This is a genomic window from uncultured Metabacillus sp., assembly GCF_947503125.1.
Classification (GTDB): domain Bacteria; phylum Bacillota; class Bacilli; order Bacillales; family Bacillaceae; genus Metabacillus.
On record NZ_CANNCR010000017.1, the window covers coordinates 54203 to 78673 of the forward strand.

Annotated in this window: 22 protein-coding genes, 1 pseudogene and 1 riboswitch; of the genes and pseudogenes, 19 read left to right on the plus strand and 4 right to left on the minus strand. The window is 38.9% G+C overall.

Annotated features, from left to right (window positions below; genetic code table 11):
• Positions 1–38: 38 nt before the first annotated feature.
• On the plus strand, positions 39–1835 hold the full coding sequence (locus Q1B07_RS13345; RefSeq protein ID WP_299090610.1) for an ABC transporter ATP-binding protein: 1797 nt from the start codon (positions 39–41) through the stop codon (positions 1833–1835).
• Complete coding sequence (locus tag Q1B07_RS13350) at positions 1798–3963, plus strand: ABC transporter ATP-binding protein (RefSeq protein WP_299090613.1); 2166 nt, start codon at positions 1798–1800, stop codon at positions 3961–3963. The genes Q1B07_RS13345 and Q1B07_RS13350 overlap by 38 nt, the downstream gene beginning before the upstream one ends.
• A gap of 114 nt (positions 3964–4077) precedes the next feature.
• On the opposite strand, the gene Q1B07_RS13355 is transcribed toward Q1B07_RS13350, so the two are convergent.
• Positions 4078–4944, minus strand: a complete 867-nt coding sequence (locus tag Q1B07_RS13355; protein WP_299090614.1) for an AraC family transcriptional regulator — start codon at positions 4942–4944, stop codon at positions 4078–4080.
• Between the two features lie 277 nt (positions 4945–5221).
• Between Q1B07_RS13355 and pelA the strand changes: the two genes are divergently transcribed.
• On the plus strand, positions 5222–8572 hold the full coding sequence (gene pelA, locus Q1B07_RS13360; RefSeq protein ID WP_299090617.1) for a pectate lyase: 3351 nt from the start codon (positions 5222–5224) through the stop codon (positions 8570–8572).
• Between the two features lie 102 nt (positions 8573–8674).
• Here pelA and Q1B07_RS13365 read toward each other — a convergent pair whose 3' ends face one another.
• A complete protein-coding gene (locus Q1B07_RS13365; RefSeq protein ID WP_299090620.1) occupies positions 8675–9466 on the minus strand; it encodes an alpha/beta hydrolase in 792 nt (263 codons plus the stop codon).
• 194 nt (positions 9467–9660) lie between these two features.
• Between Q1B07_RS13365 and Q1B07_RS13370 the strand changes: the two genes are divergently transcribed.
• From Q1B07_RS13370 to Q1B07_RS13445, 16 genes and pseudogenes are all read left to right on the plus strand, one after another.
• Positions 9661–9978 (plus strand): cupin domain-containing protein, encoded by a 318-nt coding sequence (locus Q1B07_RS13370; RefSeq protein WP_299090622.1) that lies wholly within the window; start codon positions 9661–9663, stop codon positions 9976–9978.
• Between the two features lie 191 nt (positions 9979–10169).
• On the plus strand, positions 10170–11216 hold the full coding sequence (locus Q1B07_RS13375) for an HlyD family efflux transporter periplasmic adaptor subunit (protein WP_299090625.1): 1047 nt from the start codon (positions 10170–10172) through the stop codon (positions 11214–11216).
• Positions 11213–11914, plus strand: coding sequence for an ABC transporter ATP-binding protein (locus Q1B07_RS13380; protein ID WP_299090629.1), 702 nt, complete (start codon positions 11213–11215; stop codon positions 11912–11914). The genes Q1B07_RS13375 and Q1B07_RS13380 overlap by 4 nt, the downstream gene beginning before the upstream one ends.
• Complete coding sequence (locus Q1B07_RS13385; RefSeq protein ID WP_299090631.1) at positions 11911–13086, plus strand: ABC transporter permease; 1176 nt, start codon at positions 11911–11913, stop codon at positions 13084–13086. The genes Q1B07_RS13380 and Q1B07_RS13385 overlap by 4 nt, the downstream gene beginning before the upstream one ends.
• Before the next feature lie 96 nt (positions 13087–13182).
• The gene (locus Q1B07_RS13390; RefSeq protein ID WP_299090633.1) at positions 13183–13863 is read left to right on the plus strand and encodes a response regulator transcription factor; all 681 of its coding nucleotides are present in this window, start codon (positions 13183–13185) and stop codon (positions 13861–13863) included.
• Positions 13811–15319, plus strand: coding sequence for a HAMP domain-containing sensor histidine kinase (locus Q1B07_RS13395; protein WP_299090636.1), 1509 nt, complete (start codon positions 13811–13813; stop codon positions 15317–15319). The genes Q1B07_RS13390 and Q1B07_RS13395 overlap by 53 nt, the downstream gene beginning before the upstream one ends.
• 493 nt (positions 15320–15812) lie before the next feature.
• On the plus strand, positions 15813–16754 hold the full coding sequence (gene kdgD, locus Q1B07_RS13400; RefSeq protein WP_299090639.1) for a 5-dehydro-4-deoxyglucarate dehydratase: 942 nt from the start codon (positions 15813–15815) through the stop codon (positions 16752–16754).
• 198 nt (positions 16755–16952) lie between these two features.
• The gene (locus tag Q1B07_RS13405; RefSeq protein ID WP_299090642.1) at positions 16953–17213 is read left to right on the plus strand and encodes a hypothetical protein; all 261 of its coding nucleotides are present in this window, start codon (positions 16953–16955) and stop codon (positions 17211–17213) included.
• A gap of 69 nt (positions 17214–17282) precedes the next feature.
• Positions 17283–17642, plus strand: coding sequence for a tripartite tricarboxylate transporter TctB family protein (locus Q1B07_RS13410; RefSeq protein ID WP_299090643.1), 360 nt, complete (start codon positions 17283–17285; stop codon positions 17640–17642).
• Positions 17643–17744: 102 nt separating this feature from the next.
• Positions 17745–19158 (plus strand): annotated as a pseudogene (locus Q1B07_RS13415) (tripartite tricarboxylate transporter permease).
• Between the two features lie 77 nt (positions 19159–19235).
• Positions 19236–19335: riboswitch (yybP-ykoY riboswitch) on the plus strand.
• A 118-nt stretch (positions 19336–19453) separates the two neighbouring features.
• Positions 19454–20158, plus strand: a complete 705-nt coding sequence (locus Q1B07_RS13420) for a TerC family protein (protein WP_299090675.1) — start codon at positions 19454–19456, stop codon at positions 20156–20158.
• Positions 20159–20404: 246 nt separating this feature from the next.
• Entirely contained in the window at positions 20405–20824 is a 420-nt protein-coding gene (locus Q1B07_RS13425; RefSeq protein ID WP_299090647.1) for a BlaI/MecI/CopY family transcriptional regulator, read from the plus strand.
• Positions 20824–21672, plus strand: a complete 849-nt coding sequence (locus Q1B07_RS13430) for a M56 family metallopeptidase (protein WP_299090650.1) — start codon at positions 20824–20826, stop codon at positions 21670–21672. The genes Q1B07_RS13425 and Q1B07_RS13430 overlap by 1 nt, the downstream gene beginning before the upstream one ends.
• Before the next feature lie 174 nt (positions 21673–21846).
• Positions 21847–22233, plus strand: coding sequence for a DoxX family protein (locus Q1B07_RS13435; protein WP_299090653.1), 387 nt, complete (start codon positions 21847–21849; stop codon positions 22231–22233).
• Positions 22234–22266: 33 nt separating this feature from the next.
• Positions 22267–22950, plus strand: coding sequence for a thioredoxin domain-containing protein (locus Q1B07_RS13440; protein WP_299090655.1), 684 nt, complete (start codon positions 22267–22269; stop codon positions 22948–22950).
• Between the two features lie 9 nt (positions 22951–22959).
• Positions 22960–23367: a disulfide oxidoreductase gene (locus tag Q1B07_RS13445; RefSeq protein ID WP_299090657.1), complete on the plus strand. Its 408-nt coding sequence runs from the start codon at positions 22960–22962 to the stop codon at positions 23365–23367.
• Positions 23368–23525: 158 nt separating this feature from the next.
• Here Q1B07_RS13445 and Q1B07_RS13450 read toward each other — a convergent pair whose 3' ends face one another.
• Together Q1B07_RS13450 and Q1B07_RS13455 are read right to left on the minus strand one after the other, a co-directional pair.
• The gene (locus tag Q1B07_RS13450) at positions 23526–23615 is read right to left on the minus strand and encodes a YjcZ family sporulation protein (protein ID WP_299090660.1); all 90 of its coding nucleotides are present in this window, start codon (positions 23613–23615) and stop codon (positions 23526–23528) included.
• 310 nt (positions 23616–23925) lie between these two features.
• Complete coding sequence (locus Q1B07_RS13455; RefSeq protein ID WP_299090663.1) at positions 23926–24111, minus strand: hypothetical protein; 186 nt, start codon at positions 24109–24111, stop codon at positions 23926–23928.
• Between the last annotated feature and the right edge of the window lie 360 nt (positions 24112–24471).

The following is a 24471-nucleotide window of genomic DNA, read 5'->3' on the forward strand; positions in this document are numbered from 1 at the left end:
GTAATCTAACACTATTCATCTGTTAGAGGAGGGGTTTTTTGAAAACACGACCCATTTTCCATCAGCACCTTGTTCAGTATAAATGGGGATATTTGCTTGGTTCGGGATTATTATCGATCTCTCTTATCCTGCAATTAATCGTTCCGATGTTATTAGAGGATTTCACAGATGGAATCCAGCATTTATCGATTGATGTTGCAGATCTTTTTCAATTAGCAGGTTGGTTTGTTCTAGTAGGTGTGGGAATGTTCTTATTTCGATCCTCTGGACGGATTTATATTTTTCGTTTATCCCGGATGTTAGAAAGAGATTTGCGTACGAAATTATTCAGCCATTGGGAGACGCTGCCTGCTCAATACTACCAACAGGAGCGAATTGGGAACCTTATGGCACATGCCATAAATGATGTAAACATTCTTCGTCAAATTGGTATGCAAGGAATGTTTCAAACCATTGAAGCAGTGGTGTTAATCTCGATTGCGATTTCAATGATGGCGGGAACGATTGATATTGCTTTAACCTTGCTTGTTATCCTGCCATTGCCTGGTTTAACCTACCTCGCGTATCGCTTCCGTAAAAAGATCCGTATGCATTCAAATAAGGTTCAAGAAGCCATAGGCACGCTTACGAGCAGAGTCCAAGAGTTTTGCACAGGAATACGGATTATTAAAACATATGTACAAGAACAGGAGGAATTAAGGAAGTTTACAAAAGAAAACGATGAAAATGTTGAAGCAAATAAACGCTTAATTCGCTCAAACTCCCTGTTTACCTCACTTAGTCATGGAATTGTCGGCTTAAGTTATTTGCTTTCGATCGTGTTTGGCTCCATTTTAGTCATGAAAGGCACGATCTCACTTGGTGAATTTGTTGCGTTTAATACATATCTATCCTTTTTAATCGCACCGATCGAAAATTTAGGAAAAGTGATTAATCTTTTTCAACAAGGAAAGGCAGCTGACAACAGACTATGCCGAGTACTTGCAACTAAACCTGATATAAAAGATGAAGAAGGCGTTATCCCTATAAAAATTGAAGGGAATATAAAAATTAACAATTTAACCTTTCAATATAAAAATAGTAAGGGGCCAGCCTTGGAAAATATAAATCTAGTCATTAAAAAAGGCACAAGTTTAGCGATTGTTGGAAAAATAGGCAGCGGCAAATCAACGCTCGTAAATTTGCTATTACGTGTCTACAATCCGCCGAGAAACACCATGTTCATAGATGATGTTGATATTCGAGATCTTCCATTAAAAACACTGCGAACTTCAATAGGATATGTACCACAAACAAATTTTTTATTTTCCTCAACCATACATGATAATATTGCTTTTGATCCAAAGTCGTATGAAGAAGTACAGGTTTATCAAGCGGCAAAGCAAGCCCATGTATACAAAGACATCACAGACTTTCCTAAAGGCTTTGAAACAACATTAGGTGAAAGGGGACTCTCCTTATCAGGAGGGCAGCGGCAGCGGGTAAGTATTGCCCGCGCAATGATCAAAAACTCCCCGATCATGATTTTTGATGACAGCTTAAGTGCTGTTGATGCGAAAACCGAAGAGATGATTCTTAAAACATTGAATACCGAAATGCAAGGAAAAACGTCGATTATTGTTAGTCATCGCATCTCAACTATACGTAAGGCAGATCAAATCATTGTATTGGATGAAGGGAGAATTGCTGAGCGAGGAACACATGAATCGCTTCTAAGGGAAAACGGCATCTATTATAACATGCATATACAGCAAATGAATGAGCTTCCAATAGAGTCTTCAGAGATCCCGTCTTATTATGAACGAACGATCCGAATTAAAAGGAGGAGGAGTTAGCATCGAAACCAAGGCAAATCGTAAACCCGTCGATTATAGTGATACACAGCTGCTAAAGAGGATGCTTTCCTTTGCGAAGCCTTATTGGAAACGAATTTTTCTTGCGATTTTGTTAACCGTATTTATTGTTATCACCAGTTTAGCGCAGCCATATATCGTTAAAGTGGCAATAGATTCATATATTAATGGCATTTATTCACCAATGATAGCAATGGAAGCATCAAGTGCGGACCGTATGAAGGAACAACTGCAGGAGCAAAAGATATCTTTTAAGGAAACCGCCTTGTTTGAAGGGAAGATTTATTTAAGAATCAAAGAACCACTACCTGCAAACGAGTTACTCAAAGATGCACAAAAAACGGCCATTGTTTCCGTCGCCGGCAGCCACTACCTTGTTCATGGATGGAATAATGGACTTTCTGAGTTAGAAAACCATCAGCTAAATAAACAGGCAAATGAAATAATGATCGACGGAAAGCTGTATTCAGTTAGCCAATTAAGCTCAAATGATATCGATCTTTTCCGAGGAAATGATTATCAAGGACTCATTCTGATGGGGATTCTTTATTTATCATTGATTATTGGAGCGGCTGTGCTTATGTATTATCAACATAATACGCTTCAATATACAGGGCAATCAATTATTTATGATATAAGACAAACACTTTTTAAACATCTTACGAAAATGCCGATTTCTTTCTATGGAAAGCATCCAATTGGAAGGTTAGTAACAAGGATTACCCATGACGTAGAGGCACTAAATCAGTTATATTCTCAAGTGATCGTGAATTTACTCAAAGAAATCTTTATTCTTATTGGGATCGTTATGATTATGCTTCATATGAGTGTCAAGCTGACGCTTATTAGTTTAATGTTAATTCCTGCTGTTACGCTTACAACTTTTTATTTTAAAACGGTGATGAGAAAGGCACAAAGATACATCCGCCTCATCCTTTCCAGACTTAACTCGTTTCTTGCCGAGAACCTTTCCGGCATGACAGTTATCCAGCTTTTTGCCAGGGAAGAGAAGCAATTGGAACAATTTAACAAATTAAATGATGAGCATTATCGGGCAGGTATGCGGCAAACGGTCCTTAATTCGATTTTCAATCCTTCCATCGGGCTTTTCGGGAATCTGTCGCTAGCACTTCTTGTTTGGTATGGAGGCAGAAATGTACTGGAAGGAGCAATAACCTTTGGAATTGTGTATGCGTTTACCCAATACGTAAGACAATTTTTTGAACCTTTACGTGGGTTAGCTGACCACTTTAATCAAATCCAAGCAGCACTTGCTTCTGCTGAAAGAATCTTTGAAACGCTTGACACAGAACCAACGATTTTAAATCCGATACAGCCAAAATCATTCGGACAAAGGGTATCCGGTAAGATTGAGTTCCAGCATGTTTCATTTGCCTATAAAGAAGATGAATGGGTACTGAATGATATTGATTTCGTCATTCATCCGGGGGAAACGGTCGGAATTATTGGAGCAACCGGTGCCGGTAAAAGCTCGATTATTCAGTTGATCAATCGGTTTTATGATATTCAAAAGGGTAAAATCACACTTGATGGTGTCGATATTAAAGATGTACAGCTTTCAGAGCTAAGAAAGCATATTGGCATCATTCAACAGGATAGCTTTGTATTCTCTGGCACCGTTTTAGATAATATCAGGCTCAATAACCGGAAGATCAGTGATGAGGAAATAATCGAAGCAGCAAAAGCAGTTAACATTGATTCCTTTTTCAGGTCGCTGCCACAGGAGTATAAGACCATGCTTGGTGAACAGGGCACAGTCTTATCAACGGGCCAAAATCAGCTTCTCTCCTTTTTACGAGCGATTATCGCGGATCCGGATGTGTTAATCCTTGATGAAGCAACCGCTAATATTGATTCGGAAACCGAAGCTGTCATCCAGCAAACGTTAAAAAAGATTTCAAAAAACCGTACGACGATTATCATTGCCCATCGCCTTTCAACGATTCAGCATGCAGATAAGATTATTGTGTTAAAGAAAGGCAAGATAATCGAAATGGGCAATCATCAGGAATTATTAAGAAACAAAAAGGATTATTACCAACTATGCAGGAGCCAAGGAAAATCGTCTCTAGCAAAAGTGAACGCATAAAGAAAAATGAAATGGAACTTTCTCTGCTAAAGAGGAGGTTCTGTTTCATTTTCTTTTATTTTCAAAGTAGATAGAGCAGTAACTTCTGTTGAAAGTCTCAACACTTTATGTATGCTATTTCGGTACGGTATCAGGTATGAGCTTATGATCATCACAAAACTGGGATGGCGATACCCCAACGATCCTTTTAAAAGTTCTGCTAAAATAAAGCTCATCTGCGTACCCGACGGTCTGGCTCACTTCTTTAATGCGGATATCAGAAAGGACAAGCAGCTCTTTTGCCCGATCAATACGCAAGTGTGTTAAGTAATCGATCGGACTTAAGCCGATGTATTTTTTGAATAATCGTGAGTAATGGCTTGTACTTAATCCAGCAATATTTGCTAAGTCGGATAAGGTGATTGGGTTTTTGTAGTGATCAACCATATATTCAATCGTTCCTTCAATCGCTTTTTTGCTGTCACCAGAGATCGTTTGTGAGCGAAAATCCTGGGCAATCGTTAATAGCAGCTCCTGAAGCAGCAGCTTTTTCTGAAAGGTGACAGCTGCCCCCCGTCTTTTTGATAACGAATTGAGTTGATCTAATAATAAGATGATAGCTGAACTATTTGTCATGGTATAGACCCCGCTAAGCGGAAATGTAACATCTTTTGCCTGTTTAAAATGCCACATGCCCTTTTCCTCAAAGGCCAACGCATAAGAAAACCGGACAAAATAAAATTCAAGGGCATGATTTCTGAAAGCTTTTTTATCGCATATCATCTCAGGTGTAAAGAAAATCAGTTTTCCTGGACCAAGCTTCGTTCGCTTACCATTTAAAACCACTTCCCCTTTTCCTTTCGTGATAAACCAAAGGGAATGATGCTGTGGCTTCGTTCCTTGTCTGCTCCAGCCAGGAGGACATGTTTTATAACCGGTTAACAGCAGTGAAAACGTGAGCTTGTTTAAAGTGGAAGTTAAACCGCACAGCTTCTTACACAAAAGGAACTCACCCTTTTCTAATAGATTCTTAACTAACTATAATCATACGCTTAGTGAAAAGAAAATAGTACAATCATGCTCACGATTTCTAGCTAAATTAACCAACATGGTCTGGGCTAAAGGTCATAATCAATCTTTTGGTTTATGCTCATGAGCTTTCATTATTTAAAAATAGCAGGCCAATCTCCCTATCTCTTAAAAATTGATTATATTTTTCATGTAAACCCTTCCATTATAATCAACATGCAAGAAAAAATCGATGAAGGGAAGGATGCGTTTGAGAAAGTGGAAAGGGTTTCGAAAGGGGTTACTAATTACAATAATACTTTTACTAACAGTTACACCAGGTTTTGGAGTTTTTCAAAATGAAAGGGCTTACGCAGAAGGAGAGACTCAAGAATTCGATGCTATTTATGAAGCAGAAGATGCAGTGATTAAGGATGCGATCATTGATTCCCAACACCCTGGATATACAGGAGCGGGGTTTGTTGATTACAAGCCGAATGCTCCGGGCGGGACGATTACATGGACTGTAGCAGATGTCCCTGTTGCAGGTGAGTACACGTTAGAATTTCGCTATGCCAATGGTGCGGCTGAAAATCGGCCGGCAGAAATTATGGTAAATAATCAAGTCGCAGAACAAGAACTTGCCTTTCCTTCAACAGGAGAATGGACCGCTTGGAAAACAGCGGCAACTAAAGCAAATCTTCAAGCTGGAGAAAATATTATTATTGCAACAGGTGCAGGGGGAAGCGGAGGAGCCAACATTGACCACCTGCGGATACATAATAAGGTGTTGGACCAAGAGCCTGAAGGACCCCAGCCGGTAGAGGTAAAAGAAGTTGCGATGGAAGAGCTAGTGGATGGAGTAACCTTAAAAAAATTAAAAACAGAAGGAATTCTATCATCAGATCAGCATAATAAGAAGCAAGAAATGACGCGCTTGGAATTTTTCGCTCATATAAATAACGTCATGGGTTTCTACCCGGAACATGTCTATATAAATATCGAGGCAAAAGGCACTGTATGGGAAGTGTCTAAAGAGAAATGGTGGAGCTATGTAGTTGAGACTGCTAAACAAGAAGGCTATGTAACGGCAGATAAAGCTGGCGCCATTCATCCTGATGCCCATATCACTCGCAGAGCAGCAGCAGAAATCATTGCAGAGGTGTTAGATTTGCAGCCGGGTAATAGCACAAATGACTCAGCTGAGAAAAGTAAAGCAGCTGTTGGAGCTGTTGTCTCAAATGGCTATATGTCAAGTAAACCCGGATTTGGTAAGAACGATTATGTAACTCTAGGAGAAGCTGAAGCCATTTTTAATAAAATAGCCGCTGAAATCAATCATCAAGCAAAACAGGTTCATGTTGTAAGTGCACAAGCGGTTACCGATAAGCATGTGGCTGTGTTGCTAAACGGCTCCTTTGATGAATTTGATGTGAAAGCATTGGCATTAAAGGCGGCAACCGGAAGCTTTAAAACCTTGAACCCTGAATTTCAAGATATGTACCCAACACGGGCGGCGGTTGGAGAAAATGCATTTGGCGATACGGTTGTGATCTATGAATTGCAAGAGGCATTAGAAGCGGGGAAAGTGGTTCGAACAGAGGAAGATACATTCTCTGGAGACTTAAATGAAATGAAAAAGCAGGCTGATCATCTTGTATCCTGGCAAATGGATCATGGCGGTTGGACAAAGAGCATGGATAATGAGTACAGCCGTCCTTGGGATGGAAAAGAAAAACGCTCTAAACAATTAGGACCTAATGGCGAAGAAATTGGGACAATTGATAATCAAGCAACAATTAAGGAAATCCGCTTTCTATCACAAGTATATCGGGAAACAAAGGATGAAAAGCTGAAAGAAAGTATATTAAAAGGCATTGACTTTTTATTAACGATGCAAGTTGAAACAGGTGGATGGCCGCAGGTGTACCCGAAGCGTACCGAATCCCTTGAAGACTCTGTCTATTATTCTAACTATGTCACCTTTAATGATAATGCGATGATCAATGTTTTAGAGCTGTTCGATGATTTAGTAAAGGATGCATACCCGTTTGATCAAGGCTTCTTAACTACAGAGAAGAAGCAAAAACTTCAAAAGGCAATGGATAAAGGGATTGAGTATATTTTAAAATCGCAAATTGAAGTGGATGGAAAGCTGACAGCATGGTGTGCCCAGCATGACCCTGTTACGTATGAACCACAGCATGCAAGGTCCTATGAGCATCCTTCGATTTCAGGCAGTGAATCAGTAGGAATTGTAAGATTCCTTATGTCACGCCCGAACCAAACACCAGAAATTCAAAAAGCGATTCTTGGGGCGCTGCAATGGTTTGATGAAGTAAAGCTGGAGGGAATTCGCTATGTAAGCGGTGATCCTAATGGGATTTATTTTGTAGAGGATCCAAACTCGGTTACCTGGTATAGATTTTATGAAATTGGGACAAATAAACCAATATTCTCTGGCAGAGATGGGGTCATCAAACATACAATTCAGGAAATTGAACAAGAGCGTCGTGATGGCTACTCATGGGGAGGCAGCTATGCAAAAAAACTGCTTGAAATAGCGAAATCTACCGGTTATTTTGAACAGCATGTTTATGTAGAGGTCTTGCCAAATGAATTGGCAGACAAATATGGCAGAGAGCTAGCAGAAGGAGAGTTAATCAGAGTGGGGGATGCTACAGAAGAATTAAAGGAACTGTCAGTGAAATTGATTGTATCACAGGATGGGAATGGTGATTACAAAACCGTTCAAGCAGCGGTTGATACTGTGCCAGCTAATAACCCGCAGCCTGTAGAAATTTTTGTGAAAAACGGAGTGTATAAAGAAGTAATCAAAGTGCCTGCTGATAAGCCGTTTATCAGTTTAGTTGGCGAAAGTGCAAAGAAAACAATTTTGACGTACGATAACTATGCGAAAAAACAAAGACCAGAAGGCGGCACATATGGAACAAGCGGTAGTGCAAGTGTGTTCATTTATGCGAATGATTTTACCGCAAAAAATCTCACAATGGAAAACTCCTTTGATGAGAGTTTAGTTGAGGGAGGCTCTCAGGCGGTTGCTGTCTATGCACGCGGCGAAAGACTTGCCTTTCACAATGTCCGCTTTATCGGAAATCAGGATACGCTATTAGCCCATTCAGGCACACAATATTATCACCAATGCTATATTGAAGGAGATGTCGACTTTATTTTCGGCGGAGCTCGGGCGGTATTTGAAGATTGTGAGATCGTTTCAGTGGATCGTGGTTCATCAACGAATAATGGCTATATTACAGCTGCAAGCACAAACATCAGTGAACCATATGGCTTTCTCTTTCTAAATAGCCGGTTAAAAAGCGAGGCGGCAGATGGAACTGTCTACTTAGGACGTCCATGGCATCCTGGCGGTGACCCAAATGCGATTGCAAGTGTCGTCTTTAAAAACTGTGAACTTGGCGCACATATTCATGAAGAAGGATGGACAGATATGTCCGGATTCAGTGCAAAAGATGCCAGATTTTATGAATACCAAAATACAGGGCCAGGCGTCAATCTAGATCGACCGCAGTTAACCGATGAAGAGGCTAAGGAATATACGGTTGAGAATGTGTTGAAGGGCTGGAATCCGAAGAAATTTTAAGATTAAAACATAGAGTAAAGATACGAAATTGGTCATTCGTGAAATAACCCTTAGCTCAAACTCCAAACTAGCTAAGGGTTATTTTTATATAATACAATTCCTTTATATCGCAAACCCCTGCATTCTCAACCAGCTCCCACATAACTCAGTCCACTTTCCAACAACAGCATCATCGTCAGCCAAACCTAAACCATGACGTCCATTAGGAAAGACATGCAATTCAAATGGAATCTTGTTTTTGCTTAACGATAGTGCGTATAGAAGACTATTTTCAACAGGTACTGCAGCATCATCAGCTGTATGCCACAGGAATGTAGGGGGGGTGGCTGCAGAAACGTTATTTTCACTAGATAACGAGACTCGAAGCTCATGTGTTGGATTTTCCCCTAGAAGGTTGTGGACAGAGCCTTCATGGAAGTAATTTGTGAATGATATAACAGGATAACAAAGAATTGCTAAGTCTGGGCGACAGTTTTCATAGTCAATAGAATCACTGGCTTCCAAGCCTTCTATATCAAAAATGGTTGATGCGGTCGAAGCTAAATGCCCGCCTGCTGAAAATCCTAAAATGCCAATCTTTTGTTGATCAAGATTCCATTCCTCGGCATGATGTCGAACATATCGAATGGCACGCTGAGCATCTGCCAGCGGGGCCGGGTGTCTAAAAGGCGATACTCGATAGTGTAGAACAAAAGCCGTTATTCCAAGGCTGTTTAGCCATTTTGCAACAGGCTCACCTTCATGAAGTGCCCGATTTTGATAGCCGCCTCCTGGAAAAACGATGATTGCACCATGCTTTTCATTCCTTTCTGCAAAATAGGGTGTAAGAGTCGGTGAATAATCCTGGTTAGCTTCCTGAAAAGGTGCTCCATTAGGCCATAATAACTGAGTCATGTAATATCCCCCTTAAAGGTTCGTTTTTCATTCGGATCGATAACCTTCTATTCTATCATTTTAGTAAAACTCACTATCTTTTCGGAAAAAACGGAATTGACTTTTTCTTAAAGACATAAATGATAAATATAATTATGCTATAGTAATAGAGAAGTATGCAAGCGTTAACATGATCTTACATAGGAGGAAACGTAATGAGTAATATAGGAAAATGGGAGTCAGCAGAACCTGGTGTGAAGCGAAAGATTTTTCAGCCTGGAGAAGGCTTAATGATGATGGAGGTACAATTTGAAAAAGGGGCTGAAGGCTATGAGCATAGCCATATTCATGAACAAATGAGCTATTGTATAAAAGGAAAAATTGCCTTCCGGATTGATGGAGAGGAAACCATGCTTAACCAGGGGGAGACAATTTATATTCCAAGCCATGCAAAACACAGTGTAACAGCATTAGAAGAATCAATTTTACTAGATACATTTACACCTGTTCGCGAGGACTTACTAAAAAGATAATTGTAAGTGAAACAATGATTCCAGTTTTCAATCTGGGGTCTTTTTTTATTTCATCAAAATTTCTTTAAAAAATCAATTCTGACATTTGCTTGACACATTACGGACTTATGCTTGTACATGTAAACAGTTTATGTCCACTAACAAAAAATTCGTAGGATACGATTAACTTGCAAAAAGAAAGGAAGAGAAAAATGAAAAAATGGATCATAAGCATTGTCATACTTGTAATGGTTATTGGCGGAGGAGCAACCGCCTATGGAATTTTCAGTAATAAAAAGGAGGAAGCAAGTACGACTACTATGGAAACACAAACAGCTGTTGCAGAAACCGGGCATGTCGAAGTGACGGTAAGCGGTACAGGGAGCATTTCAACGATAAATGAAGAGATCATCACAGCTGAAGAAAATAATGCTGTTGTGGAAGAGGTTTTAGTTGCAGTTGGTGATACGGTTGAAGAAGGCGATGATTTAATCACCTTTGAAGACGATGATCTTGATCCAATCGAAGCACCGTTTTCAGGAGAAATTACCACATTAAATGTGGAGGCAGAAGATATGATTTCAAAGGGAACGGAATTGATTGAAATTACTGATTACAGCAATCTGCAAATGGTTGTAAACGTGGATGAATTAGATATTTCGAAGGTGAAGGTTGGACAAACCGTACAAATTGACGTAAGTGCCCTTCCTGATACAGAATTTACAGGGACAGTTACAAGTGTCTCAAAAGAAGCTAATGAATCTGAAAGCAGCAGTGTGGCACAATATGCTGTTAATGTAAAAATTAATAAACCGACAGGAATAAAAGTAGGAATGACTGCAGAGGCAGTGATTACAACGGAAAGCAAGGAAAATGTCGTTACCGTTCCAATTGAAGCTGTTCAAAAACAGGGTGATCAATATTATGTACTAGTTCCAGCTGAAGGAGAAAGCAAAACAGAAGCAGTTGGACAAACAGAAGAAGAGCAAACTTCAGATGCAAGCACGACTAGTACAGAAAACTCATCAGCACAAACAACACAAAAAACGGTTGAAGTGGGCCTGCAAAATGAAGAAGTGGCTGAAATAGTCAGTGGCTTGAGCGCGGGTGAAGAGGTCGTTCTTCCAACTCTTCAATCAAGTAGTGATGATACAGAGGAGACGATGGATAGAATGATGCAAAAGGGCTTCCCTGGCAGCATGGATGGAGGACAAATGCCTCAAGGTGGAGGCGGTAATCGGGGAGGAATGGGTCAATGATTGAAGAACAGCGCATCGTTGAAATACGCAATATTAGTAAACACTATACACTTGGAGGAGAAACAGTTAAAGCGTTAGATGATGTCAGCTTTTCCGTCAACAAAGGAGACTTTATCGCCATTATTGGTCCATCTGGTTCAGGAAAATCAACGCTTATGAATATGATTGGCTGTCTCGATGTCCCTGATTCAGGAGAATACCTTCTTGATGGGAAAAATGTCCTTTCCCTTAGGCAAAAACAATTAGCAGAGGTGCGTAATCAAAAAATTGGGTTTATTTTTCAATCATTTAATCTATTACCTAAGCAATCTGCATTTGAAAATGTAGAACTTCCACTCATTTACCGTGGCTTAAACAGTAATCGGAGAAAGGAAATTGCGATGGAAGCTTTAGAAAAGGTTGGATTAGCTGACCGCGCCGGCCATAGGCCAACCGAATTATCAGGGGGACAGCAGCAGCGGGTGGCAATTGCCCGCGCCCTTGCCGGAAATCCGCCGATCTTACTCGCAGATGAACCAACCGGCGCATTAGACAGCAAAACTGGTATTGAAGTAATGAATTTGATACAGGATTTAAATCATCAAGGCCATACCATCATCTTAATTACACATGATTTACAAATTGCGAAACAAGCTAAGCGGGTGATTCGCATTCAAGATGGCAAAATCTCTGAGAGAAGGGAGGTGCTTGTCCATTGAAACTAGGGCAAGCAATCAAAATTGCTTTTAAAAATATTGTTACCAATAAACTTAGAGCCTTTTTAACGATGCTGGGCATTATCATCGGGGTCTCAGCTGTCATTGCACTCGTTTCACTTGGACAAGGGGCTTCACAGTCTGTTTCAGAAGATGTTTCATCATTAGGAACGACAATGGTATCTGTTTCGATACAAGGGAATACAACAAGTGAAGAAGTTGTTGATTATGATGAGGTGATGGGATTTGAGGAATATTCTGAAGTGGAGGCTGTGTCACCAACCGTTTCAGGAAGTGGAACAGTAAAAAATGGCACAACCAGTATGGAAAGTGTCACCATTAACGGTGTTACCCCATCATATGAAGATGTCCAAGAGACTGTGGTCAGCTCAGGTCGTTTTATTTTAAATATTGATGATGAAAACCGCAACAAGGTTGCCCTTTTAGGCTCAAATGTTGCAACAGAATTATTCGGATTTACAAGCCCTGTTGGAAACGAAGTAAAAATAGATGGAACCACCTTTAAAGTAATTGGCGTTCTCGAGGAACAGGGTGAGGAGCTGCAAGGCTCTGTTGATGATATGGTCCTTATCCCATTCGCTACTGCACAACGCTTTTTAGGTCAAACCGTGATTAATTCAGTTGATATGAAAATGGCGTCAGAAGATACGGTTGATATGGGAATGGCTAAAATTGAACGATTCCTCTACAATCAATTTAGCGGGGATGAAACAAGCTATAATGTACGGAATCAATCAGATATTCAGGAGGCATTAACATCTGTAACAGATACAATGACCCTCTTGCTTGCAGGTATAGCCAGCATTTCCCTTATAGTTGGCGGAATCGGAATTATGAATATTATGCTCGTTTCTGTAACGGAAAGAACGAGAGAAATTGGGATTCGAAAAGCGATTGGTGCAAAAAAGAAGGATATATTAACACAGTTTTTAATTGAAGCAACCGTATTAAGCGCTCTTGGCGGTTTGCTTGGTGTTCTTATTGGAATAGGAAGTGCAGAGGCGCTTTCCCAATTATTAGACATGGCCGTATCCATTTCCTGGCTTGCAGTAGGTGTTGCCGTTAGCTTTTCCATTATCATCGGTGTTGCTTTCGGCATCTTTCCTGCAAACAAAGCGGCAAACTTAAGTCCTTTAGCTGCTTTACGACATTAAACGAAGTTTTTGGTGGAGTTTGACTAATCAAGATGTCAAACTCCTTTTTCCAATCAGGACAGTTTTAGTATAATCGAAGGAAAAAGGAAACAGATGATGAAAACAATTTTAGTTGTAGAAGATGAAATTGCCATTTCGATGGTGCTAGGTGCATATTTAGAAAAAGAGGGGTATGACGTACACTATGCCTATAATGGTGTAGAAGCATTACAAAAAGCTGATGAACTAAAGCCGGCGCTCATTTTATTAGATGTTATGATGCCGCAGCTAGATGGTTGGGGTGTATTAGAGAAAATTCGTGAAAAAAGCTCCTGTCCCGTCATCATGATTACGGCTTTATCAGATATGAATCAAAAATTACAAGGCTTTGACAGTGGAGCAGATGATTATATTACAAAGCCGTTTGTCGCTGAGGAGGTGCTTGCTAGAGTGAGTGCTGTTCTTAGAAGATCGCCACAGCTTGAAGAAGCCGACAAGGTTAAACTTTATGGGTCATTGAAAATTAATTTTCTTGCTCATCAGGTATTCTTAAACGGAATCGAAATTCAGTTTACTCCTAGAGATCTATCCTTGTTTCTATTTTTAGCTGAGCATCCGAACCAAACCTTTACACGGGAGCAGCTGATCGAAAATGTCTGGGGATATGATTATGAAGGGAGCGACAGGGCAGTCGATCTTGCCATAAAACGAATTCGTAAATTATTAAGCGGATGGGATGAGGCTGATGGAGAGATTAAAACACTTCGCGGTTTGGGTTACCAATTCTATGTTAAATAAGAAGAAGTCAAAAATTCCGCTATTATATTATTGGACAAGACGTTATTTAATCACGCTTGTAATTGGTTTACTTATTATCGCAGTCGTTTCAATTTTTTGGATACGGCATAGTTCAATTGAAAACAAGCTGAAATTAACCAAATTACTGGCACAAGAGATCTCGGATCGAGTAATCTCGGATCGAGTAGTTGATGAGGAAGGTAACATAATGGTCAGCCCTAAACTCCCATTCCTCGAGGATCGAGAAAAAGTATTAAATAATCGGGAGCCATTGGAATTTTATCTGAAAATGAATGATGGGAGAGTACTACCACTAGGCCCGAGAGGCCGCGATCATTTTGAGTCTAATAAGCAAGATGAACTTATTAGATTATTAGAAATACCAGAAAGCTTATCTGTGGAAAAAATTTCATCAGACCGGTTTCGGACTGCATATGCTGTTATTTCGCCTATCGAGTTAGATGAAGAAACCATTGGAGCCATCATTATTATTCAACCGATTACAGAGTTGACGAATATGAATCGTGAAGAATATCAGCTGCTAGCTTTACTTTTAGGCGGATTAGCGATATTAGGCTGGTTCGTCATCTATTCATTGTCGAGAAAATTAGCAAGACCGGTTGAACAGGTAGCAACAGCGGCCGGAGAGCTAATGCGGGGAAACTATGAAATTAAATTAAACGAAGATGTGAAAGAAAAAGAGCTGCATCAGCTTATCATTTCCTTCAAGGAAATGACGAATCGCCTTAAACATCTTGAAGCCCTAAGAACGGAATTGCTCGCAGGTGTAACACATGAATTAAAAACACCGATTACCTCAGTAAGTGCCTTGATTCAGGCGGTAAGAGACAATGTTGTCACAGGAGATCAGAGTAAGGAATTTGTCCAAATGGCCTTAAATGAGGCAAATAAACTGCAGAAGATGGTGGAGGATTTATTAGATTTTAATAGTTTTAGCGCAGGTTCGATTAAAGTAAATCCAGAAAAGATGGACCTATGCCGGGTTGTGAAAGAGATCATCTATCAGTGGGAAATTGTTCACCAGCAGCAATTAGTGAACGTAGATCTTACGTTTACAACACATGAAACACAGCTTTTTGCGATTGCAGACCATGTTAGACTGCAGCAAATCCTCGTGAATTTATTGAATAATAGCCTTCACGCTGTCAAAGAGAGAAAAAAAGGGGAAATTTCTGTTGAGCTGTACAGAGATGGCGGTTATATTTCCCTCGATGTATCAGATAATGGCTACGGCATCTCTGAGCAAGAGCAACCGTTTATTTTTGAACGCTTTTATCGCGGAGAAAACAAAAAACATGTAGAACGAGGACTTGGCCTAGGCTTGCCGTTCAGCTTGCTTTTAGCAAAAGCACAGAGCGGTGATATGTTTTTAAGGGAAAGCACCGGTGAAAAAACGGTCTTTTCCCTGCGCTTGCTGGCTGAAAGGAAAGAATGATTATAAGAAAAGCGCAAGCGCCTTGATCAGCCTAGGGCAAATAAGACGCTTATGAATAGAAGGCATTCTTTGCCTTCAATTCATGAGTGGCTAGACCCTAGAGAGGCTAGGCGCTGGCAGTCAAAAGACGCGACGTCCTGTCGCAATGACTGCACTTGCACGTCCTGTGCTTCGGAACAAGACACAAAAACTAGGTTAAAATTTTCTTTCTTACCTTTTTTAAAAGCTATCTCAAAAGGGTTCAGCCCTCTAGAGTTAGCTTTTTTAATTTTAAGGAAATGATTAAATTCTTGTACCGGCATGGCGTTTGCACTTTTGCTCTTTCAACGGCAAAAAAGAAAATGCTCATGAATTTTTATTTTTTTGAATTGACAGGCAATTTCATTTGTCATACAATTGAATCAGAAATTAATTGTATGACAAATGGACAAAAGGAAAGATGAGGTATGGTCTTAAATGCCCAACAAAATTAGGGGAGAGGCAGGTAGTAAGGATGACACTTGTTGAAAGGAAGGCTCCAAAGGGAATTTTAGGTTTTCCAGTAGCACCATTGGGTGAGAATGGACGGCTTGATGAGAAGGCATTGGAAAGAAATATTCAGTTTTTAATTGAAGAGGGCCTAACAGCAATTTTTATTGCTTGCGGATCTGGAGAATTCCATGCATTAAGTAAGGGAGAGTACCAGTCGATGGTAGAGGTGGCTGTTACGACTGCTTCAGGAAAGGTTCCAGTCTATACAGGTGTTGGCGGTAATATTACGCATGCGATTGAACAAGTAAAGCTATCGGAGGATTTAGGTGCTGATGGGTATTTAACTCTGCCGCCTTATTTAATCGAAGGAGAGCAGGAAGGGATCTATAATTACTATAAAGAGATCCTTGAGAATAGCAATTTAAACGCCATTGTTTATCAGAGGGATAATGCCATTTTAGAACTAGAAACATTGCAAAGATTGCTAGATTATCCGCAAGTTGTTGGGCTTAAAGATGGACATGGAAAAATGGAACTGGTAGTTGAACAAACACAAACTATCGGGGATCGTCTACAGTGGATTAATGGAATGCCGTTTGCAGAAATTACGATGCCAACCTATATACCGTTAGGTTTCAACACATATTCTTCTGCGATATCAAACTATTTGCCGCATATTTCTAGAATGTACTATAAAGCACTAACTGAAGGAAACCATCACCTAGTAAGGCAATTATATGTGGATGTTCTTCTTCCGATTAATCGTATTCGTAAATCCAGAAAAGGATATGCCATATCCCTCATTAAAGCGGGAATGGAAATTGTTGGACTTCCTGTTGGGAACACAGTTAAGCCGCCTGTAATCCCAGTCAAAAAGGAGCATTATAAGATGTTGGAGGAAATCATTACATCAGCAATAGAAAAATATCCAGTTGAAAATAAGAAAGTAAACATTGATACCTAAGCAAAAATGTAAGCGCTTGAAATTAGACGGCATATTTATAACGTTATTAGAGGATTAAAGGGTATTTCACTAAAAGTTTGTAAAAGGGTTTTCTAAGTATTCATCTAAAAAGAATGTCGAATAACCGATAAATTGTAAGCGTTATCTACCATTCGATAGCTAATATAAAGTCTAAGATTATTAAAGGGGGATGTAAACATGAAGCGTTTATGGTCATTTGCAGTAATGCTTTTATTCATCATCGGGGTTCTTACAGCTTGTTCGGGTAATCAGGGGGCAGCTTCATCCTCATTAGGAACAAAGGACTCATCAGAGACAGATTATCCAACAAAACCAATCTCTGTGATCGTTTCTTATGATGCTGGAGGCGGTACAGATACAACCGCCCGTACGTTAACACCATTTCTAGAAAAAGAATTAGGTGTTCCAGTAAATGTTACCAGCCCAATAGATCCTTGAGGTCTGTAATATCCTGAATATCTTGTTCCAACATTTTTCTATATTCTTCACTACTAGCATAGCTGACCTGTGTGCCTAACTTTTCCTGGGCTGCTCCCAATTTGGTTAAGCGGTTTGTTGGGAGTCCTATCCATTATCTATATATTTAGTAGTTTAAAAGAGAAAAATAACAGTATATTCGATTTGCTTCCAAAAGGAAAGGTATTGATGAAGCTATTATCGATTTTGGGGTCTATTTTTCTTTTTATTATTATTTCACCTTATTCAGGCTTTGTGATCGCCAGCATGATTGTATTAATAATCCTGCTTTCTCCAGAGTACAAATGGTATTCATCATTAGGTATTTCAGCAGCGATCACAATGGTATTATTTCTAGGATTTAAGACCGTTTTAAATATTCCATTACCAGTAAATATGTGGGGATGGTAAGGAGGGAGAACAATGGAGACCATAGGGTATTTATTAGCAGGGTTGGAAACAGCCCTTACATGGCAAAATCTTTTATATTGTTTAATCGGTGTAACAGTCGGAATGCTGGTTGGAATTTTACCTGGTTTAGGTCCCAGTGCAGGAACAGCGCTTCTAATTCCAATGACCTTTGCAATGGATCCAATCCCTGCCATTATCATGCTTGCTGGTATTTTTTACGGTTCTATGTATGGAGGTACCATTACAACTGTCTTAGTAAATGTACCAGGTGAAGCGGCATCTGTTATTACAAGTCTTGATGGATATCCAATGGCAAAGAATGGACGTGCAGGTGTTGCTCTTGGTTTATCGGCCATCGGCTCTTTTATTGGAGGCACATTATCGATTGTTGGATTAGTCATTGTCGCCCCTTTATTAGTCGATTTTGCGTTAGCATTCGGTCCTCCTGAATTTTTTGCCTTAATCATTTTTGGCATGACAATGGTGATTGGCTTGGCAGGTAAATCCATTATAAAGGGAGCTATTGCGGTTACAATTGGTCTCGTATTAGCTCTGTTGGATTGCTCCAGGGTCAGGTATTGTACGCTTTTCCTTTGGATCTGCACATTTATTAGATGGCTTCGATTTTGTTACGATAGCAATGGGTCTGTTTGGGTTATCGGAAATTTTACTAAGTGCAGAACAGCAATTTAAAAAGCCGGATCAGCCCCCAAAAATGGGTGGACTTTTTCCGCAACGAAACGAATGGAAGCCCTCACTAATGTCAATGGGAAGAGGGACTCTTTTAGGGTTTTTCATCGGTTTAATTCCAGGAACCAGTTCAGTTGTTCCCGCCCTCATGTCGTATTCATTAGAAAAGAAGCTGGCGAAGGATCCCGCTCGCTTTGGGAAGGGAGCGGTTGAAGGTGTTGCAGGACCTGAAACGGCAAATAACTCCTTTTGTGGTGGCGCATTAATCCCCTTATTTTTATTAGGAATTCCTAGTTCTGCAACAATGGCGGTTTTATTAGGGGCCTTTATCCTTCACGGTCTCACACCTGGACCAACTATGTTTGTTCAAAACGCAGATTTTGTCTGGGCTGTCATTGCTAGTATGTTTATTGGGAACGCTCTTTTATTATTTCTGAATTTACCAATGGCTAAAATGTGGGCAAAGGTTGCAAATATCCCGTTTAAATTGCTTTTCCCCATCATTATTAGCGTTTCGATTGTAGGTACCTATTCAATCAGCAACAGCCTTTGGGAGGTAGGAGGGTTTCTAGCTTTTGGAATCATCGGCTATTTATTTAAAAAGGCAGACATTCCAGTCGCACCAATTGCTTTAGTTTTTATTTTGGGCGGTTTAATGGAAGAGTCATTATTACAATCGTTAAATCTTTTTAATGGGAATCTTTTAACGATCTTTACAAGACCGATTTCAGGAACGTTAATGGTTCTTTCCATCATTGCCATTACGTTCAGCCTGATTGCCGGCATCAAGCAAAAGAAAGAGCATTTTATCGATGTTGAAGCATAAAATAAATCAAAAATATAGACATATTTTCAAGACTAAAGTATAATGACAATAACAAGTAGTTTGAATACGTAATAACCTTCCACCGTAAAGGGGAGTAGCGTCAGGATAATCCTGAAACAAAGTCGTCATTCCATGAACCTCGATTGTTCATCGGCTTTGTTGGCATAAAATTGTGCTTAGCGAGACCTTTGCCACTTTGGCAAAGGTCTCTTTATTTTTGTTTAAAACTATTTTTGATTCTAAAAGAATTTGAAAGTAGTAAAATATAATTTTTTAGGAGGTTGAAAAAATGGAAATGGAATTTCTCACTGCACTTTTGTCTATTATAGTGATTGATTTAGTTTTAGCTGGAGATAATGCCATTCTAATTGGACTTGCGGCAAGAAACCTGCCTAAGGACCAACAAAAGAAAGTAATTATTTGGGGATCATTTGGCGCAATTGCGATTCGTATCGTGGCAACACTTGCGGTCGTTTGGTTATTAGAAATCCCTGGCCTTCATTTAGTTGGCGGACTTTTACTAGTGATTATTGCTTATAAATTGCTTGTTGATGACAATGATCATGGAGATGTAAAGGCTGGAGATAACTTTTGGGCAGCGATTCGTACCGTTATTATCGCTGACGCATTAATGGGTCTTGATAATGTATTGGCTGTTGCAGGAGCTTCTCATGGAAATATGCTTCTTGTCATCATTGGATTATTAATCTCTGTTCCAGTGGTTATGTGGGGAAGTACAATTATTCTCAAATGGATTGATCGTTACCCGATCATTGTTACGATTGGGGCTGGTGTATTAGCATGGACTTCTGCAAAGATGATCGTTGGAGAACATTTCTTAAGCGGATTGTTTGCTAACGGCTTTGTAAAATATGGCTTCGAAATTTTAGTCATTGCTGCTGTTATTGGGTTAGGGAAATATAAACAAGCCAAAATGGCAAAAGAAAAAGCTGAAAATAGCGATGAACAAAAAGAATTATTAAAGGCTGGTTCTAACTAAGTTTGTTAGAAGCTTGAAGACGCTCACCCACTATCAGTTGGTTGAGCGTCTTTTTGTATATAAAAATTATCATTTTTAATCAAAAAGAAAAGCTTTCATTGGTAAAAACATGTTATTGAAACAAATGGAAAAGAATTGTAAAGCAAACATTCATGAAAGAAGATAAGAATAATCCTTATCTTCTTTCTTTTGTTTATTGATGAATTCCTTCTTTTACACTACAATATGTAATGGAAGGTGAAAAACATGAATATAAACAATTTTCGGTTTGATAAAGTAGGATTGAATCGATTTTTTGGTCCTTTAGAGTCTAAGATTATGGAAATTCTTTGGGAAGGCTCAGAAATGAGTATTAAAGAAGTTCAGCAGCAGCTTGAAAAAGAAAAAGCAACAAATTTTAATACGGTTATGACTGTAATGAATCGGCTGGTTGATAAAAAAGTGATCGATAAAAGGGCGGTCGGAAGAACATCATTCTTCAAGCCGGTAAAATCAAAGCAAGAATTCATTGAAGAGCAATCGAAAAAGCTTACGGATAATCTATTAGATGAGTTTGGAGGCCTGGTTGTGAACCATATGCTTGATTCTCTAACAGAGGTAGATCAACAATTACTTCATCGCCTGGAAGAAAAAATTAACCAATTAAAAAAAGGAAAAAATAAATAATGTGGAGATATAAATCACAAGTTGTTTTCGGACTAGGCCTCTTTCTTGGGATCCTTCTGTGTGCTCAAATGGGAATGTATGTGGTTAATCATGTATTTGGTACAATGATTAATCTGAATATCTTTCAGTTTTGTATTAGTTTATTTAAGGGAAATACCTTCTTGTACCATTCTGTTTTATTAACAATCAATTCTTTTATTGTCGTCACGATCTTTAGTATTTGCAAAAAAATGATTAAACAGCTAATGGAAATAAATAAAATAAAGAATAAGATCACCTTGTTAAAAAACGAACAACTGACTTTATCTGTAAATCATCATTTCCAGCGTAAAAAAATGGATATTCAAGTGATTACCTGTAATGAACCTGTTGCCATCACCTTTGGATTTGCCAGACCAAAGATTGTTCTATCGACACAATTAATCAAGATGCTGGATCAAGAGGAACTGGCTGCCGTAGTCTATCATGAAACGGCCCATCAAAAATATTTTGATCCTTTTAAAATCTTTATCTTACAACTGATCTCTGAAGTCATGTGGTATATTCCGCTTACAAAATGGGCTTATCAAAATTATAAAATTTTGGTTGAACTTGTAGCTGATGAATATGCAGTTAAGCGGATGGGATCTGAATTAGGGCTAGGCAGCGCGCTTCTTAAACTTATTAAAACACGCTTGGGAGGAGGTTCCACTCCGGTTCTTGTCCATTTTACTGGAGGAACGGTTGATTACCGAATAAAGCAGTTGGTTGAGCCAGAGAACTCCATTCCTGTCAAATTACAAACAAGATCGATTATTATTTCCATTAACATGATTATGATTTTGATGACATTAATGATTATTGTCTAATTAGTCTTGTTTCTGATCAGTTTTTATTCTTGACCAATAAGTATATATACACTACAATGTGTAGTGTATATATACAATGATGCAATTCGTAAAAGGAATGTAATTTTTTACCCACCAACACTACACTATGTAGTGTTGGTGGCATAAAACATTAACTGAAGGGAGCTAGTTTAAATGAAGTCTTTTGAAATCGGATCTCTCATTTTGCGTGTTTATTTAGGATTAGCATTTTTTATTCATGGTTTTGCAAAATATCAAGGTGGAGTTGAAAACACAGCTGGCTGGTTTGAAAGCATGGGCATCCCTGGATTCATGGCGTATATGGTTACGGCGATCGAAATCGTTGGAGGTCTGCTGCTCATAGCAGGCTTAGGTACACGTTACATTACTCCTTTGTTTTTTATCATTATGATTGTCGTGATCTTAAAGGTAAAATTATCTGAAGGTTTTTCGGCGTATGAATTAGATATTACATATGCAGCCATTGCACTATTCCTATTTCTTAACTCGAAATCATCATTTTCACTTGATGCGAAACTAACAAATAAAAAAGCAGCCTAGTTATTACTGACAAAAAATTAAGTAGGTGCAATCATGTCAAAAGGAAAAAGAAAACAATCAAAAACGCAATCTCCAAAGCTTATCTTTTGGATCGTCGGTCTGTTGGCAATATGTATGGGCGGTTTGTTCTTTCTGGCAAATACAACAACAAAAGTTGAAGCATTTGATTACAATGGCCAACCGTTTCTTGGGGAAGAAGCAGCACCTGTTCAAATTGTTGAATTTGGTGATTATAAATGTCCTGTCTGTAAAAATTTTAATGAGTCGTTTCTCCCCCAGATCAAGCAGGATTTTATTGACACAGGGAAAGCAAGATTTTATTTTATGAATTATTCGTTCATTAACATTGATTCGATCCGGTCGGCAAAGTTTGGCGAGGCTGTTTACCAGGAGCTTGGGAATAATACATTTTGGGAGTTCCATGAACTTCTTTTTACAAAACAGCCAGCTGACTTAAAATATGAAAGAATCGATGTTTTTACAGAAACATTTCTTGAAGATACCTTAAAGGAAATTGTTTCAGAAGCGGAAGTTCAAAAAGTGGTGCAAGCATTTAAAAGTAATGAATCAGAGCCTGCTTGGGATACTGATATGGAGAGAGCCAACAATCTCGGAATAACTGGTACTCCAACTCTCTATGTAAATGGGAAAATATTCGAAGGCAATAGCTATGAAGACTTTAAAGCAATGGTTGAAGAGGCTGCACAAGAGGAGTAGTGAATAGAAATGAATAAGTCATTACTGTTTTCATGGGTTACTTCTCTCATTGCGACGTTAGGAAGTTTATTTTTTAGTGAGGTATTGCATTTTATCCCCTGTACACTATGTTGGTATCAGCGTATTCTTATGTATCCATTAACTTTCGTGATCGGCATCGCATTTTATCATAATGATCGCAAAGTTTATAAATATGTTTTACCGTTCTCGATTATAGGAATGATTATTTCAGCCTATCATTACTCCTTGCAGAAAATTCCATTCTTGCAAAAGTTCGAAATGTGTACAAGTGGTATCCCATGCTCAGGCGAGTATATCAATTTGCTGGGATTTATCACAATTCCATTTTTAGCCTTTATTGCCTTTAGTATCATTACAGTGATGATGGTTATGCTTAGAAAGAAAACAACTGATTAATTTGACAGGGGCTGTCTCAAAAGGGTCAAACTCTACCAATTATCACCTATATATGGTGTTGGTGGTGACCCTTTTGTTTTGAGGCAGCCCTTTTTTTTGAAGGTTTAAATAAGATGATGTGAATTAAATCTGGAGTTTAAAGAGGAGAAAAGTTGTTATTAGCGAACATACGCTGAACCTACAATAATTAAGAGGATAAATAATACAACGATTAATGCGAAACCGAATCCGCCGCCATCTTTGCCCATCCGATTCACCACCTAACGTAAAAGATAATACATCTTATGAAAAAAGGATTATTTTTGTAAGGTACAGGCATGGAGTAAAGAAAAACGGGCGGTTTCATAGGCTATATAAAGCAGGATCTATTTAGATGAAAGCAAAAGGATTTTGGCTGACTTTTTTTAATGAATGTTTTTGTTACCCATTTGGTAGGTCCTTGACTATAACCATTTTTTGAAAAGGAGCTATATTCAAAGACCTACATGTGGGTTCATCAGGCGGTAGAAAAAAATAGTCTTAGCAATAAATGCATGTCGAAACAATCGCTTCAATTGTTTAAGTGCGCTGAATTCCGGAAGTAGAAAAATTTTTAATCATTTTTTGTAAATTTCTATGACCTTCTCGAAGTTTAATTGTTTCTTCTATGATTTTTTGGAATCCTTCCAAGTCTTTGTCAGATGCATTTAATACGGATTTAGGAAGACCTTCAGCAATTTGTTGTAAGGTCATATCGTCTCTCACCAACAACGACCACCTTTCCTTCTTTTTTGATAGACTTTTGTCCTCCTTAATATTTTTCGAAAACAATCATGTTTTCCTGCATGTAGACGTGAAAATTTATCTACATTTATCAGCAGATTATATAATAAACGGAAAAAATTAGAGGTTTTTAAACAAATAACGACTTTATGTTACAGCTTACTTAATAACAAAATGAGCAATGCCTGTTTCCTTGTGAAGAGAACAGGCATTGCTTATCTTGTTGTTTAGGAAATTATAAAATTCATTGAACTGTGGATAAGCACTGCGACATCCAGCTCCAGCGCCTATCGCCTATCAAACTTCAGATCATCTCCCTACGATAAGTCAACATCGGTTCGC

What these genes read in the sequence shown, in the direction of transcription:
- Q1B07_RS13350 (WP_299090613.1), top strand. Translation starts at nt 1,798, where the DNA reads ATGAACGAACGATCCGAATTAAAAGGAGGAGGAGTTAGCATCGAAACC.
- Q1B07_RS13365 (WP_299090620.1), bottom strand. Translation starts at nt 9,466, where the DNA reads ATGACTCAGTTATTATGGCCTAATGGAGCACCTTTTCAGGAAGCTAAC.
- Q1B07_RS13370 (WP_299090622.1), top strand. Translation starts at nt 9,661, where the DNA reads ATGAGTAATATAGGAAAATGGGAGTCAGCAGAACCTGGTGTGAAGCGA.
- Q1B07_RS13375 (WP_299090625.1), top strand. Translation starts at nt 10,170, where the DNA reads ATGAAAAAATGGATCATAAGCATTGTCATACTTGTAATGGTTATTGGC.
- Q1B07_RS13380 (WP_299090629.1), top strand. Translation starts at nt 11,213, where the DNA reads ATGATTGAAGAACAGCGCATCGTTGAAATACGCAATATTAGTAAACAC.
- Q1B07_RS13390 (WP_299090633.1), top strand. Translation starts at nt 13,183, where the DNA reads ATGAAAACAATTTTAGTTGTAGAAGATGAAATTGCCATTTCGATGGTG.
- Q1B07_RS13395 (WP_299090636.1), top strand. Translation starts at nt 13,811, where the DNA reads ATGGAGAGATTAAAACACTTCGCGGTTTGGGTTACCAATTCTATGTTA.
- kdgD (WP_299090639.1), top strand. Translation starts at nt 15,813, where the DNA reads ATGACACTTGTTGAAAGGAAGGCTCCAAAGGGAATTTTAGGTTTTCCA.
- Q1B07_RS13405 (WP_299090642.1), top strand. Translation starts at nt 16,953, where the DNA reads ATGAAGCGTTTATGGTCATTTGCAGTAATGCTTTTATTCATCATCGGG.
- Q1B07_RS13420 (WP_299090675.1), top strand. Translation starts at nt 19,454, where the DNA reads ATGGAATTTCTCACTGCACTTTTGTCTATTATAGTGATTGATTTAGTT.
- Q1B07_RS13425 (WP_299090647.1), top strand. Translation starts at nt 20,405, where the DNA reads ATGAATATAAACAATTTTCGGTTTGATAAAGTAGGATTGAATCGATTT.
- Q1B07_RS13430 (WP_299090650.1), top strand. Translation starts at nt 20,824, where the DNA reads ATGTGGAGATATAAATCACAAGTTGTTTTCGGACTAGGCCTCTTTCTT.
- Q1B07_RS13435 (WP_299090653.1), top strand. Translation starts at nt 21,847, where the DNA reads ATGAAGTCTTTTGAAATCGGATCTCTCATTTTGCGTGTTTATTTAGGA.
- Q1B07_RS13440 (WP_299090655.1), top strand. Translation starts at nt 22,267, where the DNA reads ATGTCAAAAGGAAAAAGAAAACAATCAAAAACGCAATCTCCAAAGCTT.
- Q1B07_RS13445 (WP_299090657.1), top strand. Translation starts at nt 22,960, where the DNA reads ATGAATAAGTCATTACTGTTTTCATGGGTTACTTCTCTCATTGCGACG.
- Q1B07_RS13450 (WP_299090660.1), bottom strand. Translation starts at nt 23,615, where the DNA reads ATGGGCAAAGATGGCGGCGGATTCGGTTTCGCATTAATCGTTGTATTA.